Annotated in this window: 7 protein-coding genes; 1 reads left to right on the top strand and 6 read right to left on the bottom strand. The window is 72.2% G+C overall.

The window, feature by feature from the left end:
• Positions 1–172 precede the first annotated feature (172 nt).
• Complete coding sequence (locus tag GSF22_RS30350) at positions 173–778, top strand: hemerythrin domain-containing protein (protein WP_208817342.1); 606 nt, start codon at positions 173–175, stop codon at positions 776–778.
• A gap of 89 nt (positions 779–867) precedes the next feature.
• Here GSF22_RS30350 and GSF22_RS30345 read toward each other — a convergent pair whose 3' ends face one another.
• The 6 genes from GSF22_RS30345 to GSF22_RS30320 form a co-directional block, all read right to left on the bottom strand.
• Positions 868–1,284, bottom strand: coding sequence for a CBS domain-containing protein (locus tag GSF22_RS30345; RefSeq protein ID WP_208817341.1), 417 nt, complete (start codon positions 1,282–1,284; stop codon positions 868–870).
• A gap of 65 nt (positions 1,285–1,349) precedes the next feature.
• Positions 1,350–2,729: an IS607 family element RNA-guided endonuclease TnpB gene (tnpB, locus tag GSF22_RS30340; RefSeq protein ID WP_208817340.1), complete on the bottom strand. Its 1,380-nt coding sequence runs from the start codon at positions 2,727–2,729 to the stop codon at positions 1,350–1,352.
• On the bottom strand, positions 2,726–3,307 hold the full coding sequence (locus tag GSF22_RS30335; protein WP_208817339.1) for an IS607 family transposase: 582 nt from the start codon (positions 3,305–3,307) through the stop codon (positions 2,726–2,728). Before GSF22_RS30335 ends, tnpB begins: the two co-directional genes overlap by 4 nt.
• 183 nt (positions 3,308–3,490) lie before the next feature.
• A complete protein-coding gene (locus GSF22_RS30330) occupies positions 3,491–3,886 on the bottom strand; it encodes an STAS domain-containing protein (RefSeq protein ID WP_208817338.1) in 396 nt (131 codons plus the stop codon).
• A complete protein-coding gene (locus GSF22_RS30325; RefSeq protein WP_208817337.1) occupies positions 3,883–4,917 on the bottom strand; it encodes a cobalamin B12-binding domain-containing protein in 1,035 nt (344 codons plus the stop codon). Before GSF22_RS30325 ends, GSF22_RS30330 begins: the two co-directional genes overlap by 4 nt.
• The coding region (locus tag GSF22_RS30320; protein ID WP_439957826.1) for a hypothetical protein at positions 4,914–5,100 on the bottom strand (187 nt) is incomplete at its 5' end. The genes GSF22_RS30325 and GSF22_RS30320, both read right to left, overlap by 4 nt.

The following is a 5,100-nucleotide window of genomic DNA, read 5'->3' as shown; positions in this document are numbered from 1 at the left end:
GTGCGGCCCGCCGACCCGGGTACGCCGGATCCCGGCCCCGGCCCGGCCCACCGTCCGGTCAGGACCGACCCGCGCCCGACCGGTCCGCCGGAACCGGGTTCACCGGCGACGTCCCGGGTACTGCCCGGACCGACGCGCCCCACCCCCGGGGCGCCCAGGGCGAGGAGGCGACATGGCTGACGCACCGGCAGCACGTACCGGCCGCGACGTGGTGGAGGCCCTGATGGCCGACCACCGGGAGGTCGACGCGCTCTTCGCGGAGCTGGAGGGCGGCCAGGGCACGCCGGAGCACCGGCGGGCGCTGGCCGACGTGGTGATCGCCGAACTCGTCCGGCACTCCGTGGCCGAGGAGGCGTACGTCTACCCGGCCGCCCGCCGGGCCCTACCCGACGGTGACCGGATCGCCGAACACGAGATCTCCGAGCACGCCGACGCAGAACGCACCATGAAGGAACTGGAGTCGATGGATCCCGCCGACCCACGGTTCGACCAGTTGCTGACCCAGCTGACCCGGACCATCCGGCACCACGTACAGGAGGAGGAGAACAACCTGTTCCCCCGGCTGCGCGCCGCATGCGACCCCCAGGAACTGGTCGACCTGGCCGGGAAGGTGGAATCGGCGAAGCGGACCGCACCCACCCGACCGCACCCGGCCGCACCGGACCGCCCGCCGGCGAACCGGCTGCTGGCCCCGGGTACCGGCCTGGTGGACCGGCTGCGGGACGCGTTGAGTGGCCGCCCGACCAGCCGCGAGGACCTGCACGCCCGGCGTTCCTGAACCGGCATGCGTGTGGGGTCGCCCCGGTCCGGGGCGGCCCCACACGCTCCGCAGTGGTCCCGACGAATTCCGCAGCTTCGCGATGGGCCTCAGCGTTCGGAGATGGCGTCGATGAGGTCCCCGACCGGCTCGTCCGGCAGGGCCCGGGCGACGTCCGCCACCGCCACGATGCCCACCAGGTCATGGCCGTCGATCACCGGCAGCCGGCGGACCTGGTACTGACCCATGGTGCGCAGGATCTCCCGCGCGTCGTCGTCGGCGCCGACGGTCACCGGCTTGCCCTGGGCCAGCTCCCCGGCGGTCACCCCGACCGGGTCGTGCCCCTCGGCGAGCACCTTCACCACGATGTCACGGTCGGTCAGCATGCCCTTGAGCCGGTTGTCGGCACCGCAGATCGGCATCGACCCGACCCCGAGAGTGGCCATCCTGCGCGCGGCGTCACGCACCGACTCGTGCTCCCCGACGCAGGTCACATCGGCGGTCATGATCTCCCGGGCGGTCGTCATGGCAGCTACCTCCTCCTCGACCGGTGTCGTCACCGGTCGTCAGTGGAGATACCTACCGTTACCTCTCAGTGTGCTTTAGTGAGCACACGGTTGGTAGTCCTGCCTCGCGGTAGGACGGTCCCGGTCTGACCGGCGGATGCCGTGCCGGGTTCACGCTTCAACGCCACCCGCCCGCGTACGCGGGTCTTCTGGTCGGCTCCACGTGCTGCCACCGGGCCACTCCCGGCGGTGTCGTACTCAGCCGCCAAGGCGGCCAGATTGAGCGCGGCGTTGCGGTCCCGGTCGAGGAGCAGACCGCACGCCTCGCATTCGTACTCGCGCTCGGACAGGGCGAGCTTGGCTTTCACCGCGCCGCAGCCCGAGCAGGTCTTCGAGGACGGGTACCAGCGGTCGACCACAACGAGCCGGCCACCGTTCCACGAGGTCTTGTACGTCAGCTGCTGGCGGATCTCCGCGAATCCGGCGTCGGCGATGTGCCGGGCCAGCCTGCGGTTACGCAGCATGCCGGCGACGTTGAGGTCTTCCACCACGATCGTGCCGTGCTCACGGGCGAGTCGGGTGGTGAGCTTGTGCAGGCCGTCGCGGCGTAGGTTCGCCACCCGGGCGTGCGCGCGGCCGAGCCGGGCCGCCGCTCGTTCCCACCGCTTCGACGGGCGTCGGCCGGTACGCCGGTCCGGGCCGATCCTGCGCGACAGGGATCGGCCCAGCGAGCGCATCCGCTGCTGTGCGTCCGCCAGGTGGCGCGGGTTCGGTACGAGTTCGCCGGTGGACAGCACCGCGAGGTGTGTGATCCCGACGTCGACACCGACGACCGACTGTGGCCGGGTGGGACGGCGGTCGGCCCGCTCGACCTCAACGCAGAACGCGACGTGCCACCGGCCGCCGGCACGGCGCACGGTCGCGGACATGATCCGTGCGGTCCCGTTGTCCAACCGGCGGGCCAGTCTGCGTGCGGACTCGTGCAACTTCAACCGGCCCAGCCGGGGCAGCACCACGTGCATACGGTCCGGCTCGACCCGGATCGCACCGGTCGTGAACCGCACCGATGGTGTGGTGCGGCGGCGGGACGTGAACCGGGGAAAACCGACCGGACGCCCGGCCCGCGCGCCTTCGCGGGAGTCGACCCAGTTCCTCAGCCCGCGGGCGAGCGCGTCGAGACCGGTGTTGAACGCCTCCTTGGACACCTCGCCCCACCACGGCGCGACTACGGGTTTCGCGGCGTTCCACGCCTTCCGAAGACCGGCCAGCGACCAGTGCAGTGAAGGCGTCAGCAACTCCTCCGGCACACCGTACGAGCGTTCGGCGCTACGCTGGTCCATCACGGCCTTGACCTTCGCGAGCGCCCAGTTGTGGGCGACCCGGGCCGCCCCCGCGTGCGCGAGGAGGTCGCGTTCCTGGCGCGAGGTGAGGTCGAGGGCGAACCGGTACGCCTGGACCGTCTTCACGCCGGGCCGCTCCCAGTGACGGCTTCGACCGCCCGGCGGGCACGGTTCGCGCCAGCGCGACGGCCGTACAGGCGGGCGCACAGCGAGGTCAGGATCTCGGTCACGTCTGCAACCAGGTCGTCATCGACCCCAGCCGGGTCGACCACCAGCAGACGCCGGCCCTGCGCGGACAGAGCGGCTTCGACGTACTCGGCCCCGAACCGGGCGAACCGGTCCCGGTGCTCCACCACGATCGTTGACACCTGTGGGTCACGCAGCAGCCCGAGGAACTTCTCGCGGCGCCCGTCCAACGCGGATCCGACCTCGGTCACCACCCGGTCAACGCCGAGTCTCCGCCCGGTGGCCCACACCGTCACCCGGGCAACCTGCCGATCCAGGTCAGGTTTCTGGTCGGCCGATGACACCCGGGCGTACACCACGGTCTGCCCGGTCCCGGCCGACGTGCCGGTGACCGGTTCACCGACCATGATCAGCCGACCGATCCGGTAGGTGGGAACAGGCAGCGTCCCAGCGGCGTACTGCCGCCGAGCGGTGATGTACGCGATGCCGGTCAACGCCGCCCACTCCTTGAGGTTCACCCGAGCATCCTAGCCACTTAAAGAGCGCCATAGATTCCCGACACGCCAGAAGCCAACGTCCCCTGGAACTGCTCCCGGCGGATGAATGCGGATCCCGTGGCGTCCGCCGGCACGGATCGGCACCCGCCGACGACGACGGGCGGGACCCCGGCAAGCCGGAATCCCGCCCGTGGCAGGTGTGGGTCAGACCGCGTTCCCGTCGGCGGCCCGTGGGCCGGCCTCCGTCGGGCCGGCGCCGGCCACCCCTGGCGCCTCGTCACCGGCGCCGAGCAGGTCCCGGGTACCGGTGATCTCCAGCACCCTGGCCAGCTGCCCGGTCGCGCCACGGACCGCGATCTCGCCGCCGCAGGCGGTCACCGCCGACCGCAGACCGATCAGCAGCGCCAGACCCACCGAGTCCGACCAGGTGATGCCGGCGACCTCCAGGATGAGCTGCCGGCACCCGGCGTCGATGAGCGCGTGCAACTGCACCCGGGCGTCGTCGACGGTGTCGTAGGTGAGCTCACCGTCGAGACGGATCTGTGCGGTGCGGTCACTACGCAGCAGGGGGGTGACGACCAGACCTGTGACCTCGTTCAAAGTATCCTCCGTCCTGCCGCCAACTGCGCCTGCGCGCGCGGAAAGTCGTACAGGGCCGCAGCGTACGTGCCCAGAACCGCGTCGACGCTGGCAGGTGGTACGTCCCTGGTACCCAGAATCCGGGCCGTCCACGCCACGAAGTCGGTGAAGAGGTCGACGTCGTCGACGAGCAGGGCGGCAACGAGAAAGTCGACGAGCTGACCCAGGCTCTCGTCGAGAGTGGACCGTGCGGGCCCGGTCAGGCTACGCCGCAGCCCGGGGAAACCGGTGTCCAACGCGCTGCCCGCCGCCTCGACCAGGGCACTGCGGCGGCGCGCCACCAACTCGTGCTCGTCATCCACCGGCGGTGGGGGGTCACCGTGCGGTCGCCAGGCCGCCGGCCACGAGGCCAGGATGTCCACCGCTTCCCGGGCGCCGACCGCCGCCGCGTCGGCCCCGAGCCGTAGCGCCCAGCGCGCCTCGGGGCCGAACCCCCGGCCGCCGGCCAGCAGCGGCACCCCGGTCATCGCCACCGCCTCGATCACCCGGCGGGCCCGGGGTAGCCGGTCGGCCACCGAACAGCTCAGCGCCACCGCCCGCAGGTCGTGCCGTTGCAGGTACGTCACCAGGTGCGCGGCCGGGACGCTGGCGCCCAGGAACCGCACCGACCAGCCGTGCAACCGGATCACCTCGGCGAACAGGCGCGCCGGCAGGGCGTGCCACTCCCCGTCCACGCAGGCCACCACGATCTCGCCCCGGGTGGGGGTACGCCGGCACCGGTCGGCGACAGCCGCGACGACCTGGTCGCTGATCGAGGTCGCGGCGTGTTCCTGCCCGATGCTCCACCGCCCGGACGCCCAGCGTTCGCCGACGCTCTCCTGGGCCGGGGCGACCAGGTCCAGCAGTACCGTGACCGGGTCGACGCCCCGGGCCAGCAGCTCCGTCACGAGGTCGACCGCCCCGTCGGCGTCGGCGTGACCGAGCAGCTCGACATAGCGACGCAGGTCGTCCGACGTGACCGCGGACGTCGCCGTGACGGCCGGCACGGTCACCGGGACTCCACCGCCCGCAGGTGGCCGCGGGCCCGGCGGGCCGGCTCGGCCTGGATCACCAGGGCCGCGATGTCGTCGTGTTCGCGGTCGTCCAGCCACTGCGCGGTCAGTTGCCCGACCCGCTCGGCGATGGCGGTGGGCGGGGTGCCCGCGTACCCGTGCAGCCCGTCGACCAGCCGTTCC

The organism is Micromonospora echinofusca, from assembly GCF_017614955.1.
Taxonomy (GTDB): Bacteria; Actinomycetota; Actinomycetes; order Mycobacteriales; family Micromonosporaceae; genus Micromonospora; species Micromonospora echinofusca_A.
The sequence above is the reverse complement of the archived record's forward strand: the minus strand, read 5'-3'. Positions and strand labels throughout refer to the sequence as shown.

Coding starts and splice junctions, on each gene's coding strand:
- GSF22_RS30350 (WP_208817342.1), top strand. CDS start 173: ATGGCTGACGCACCGGCAGCACGTACCGGCCGCGACGTGGTGGAGGCC.
- GSF22_RS30345 (WP_208817341.1), bottom strand. CDS start 1,284: ATGACGACCGCCCGGGAGATCATGACCGCCGATGTGACCTGCGTCGGG.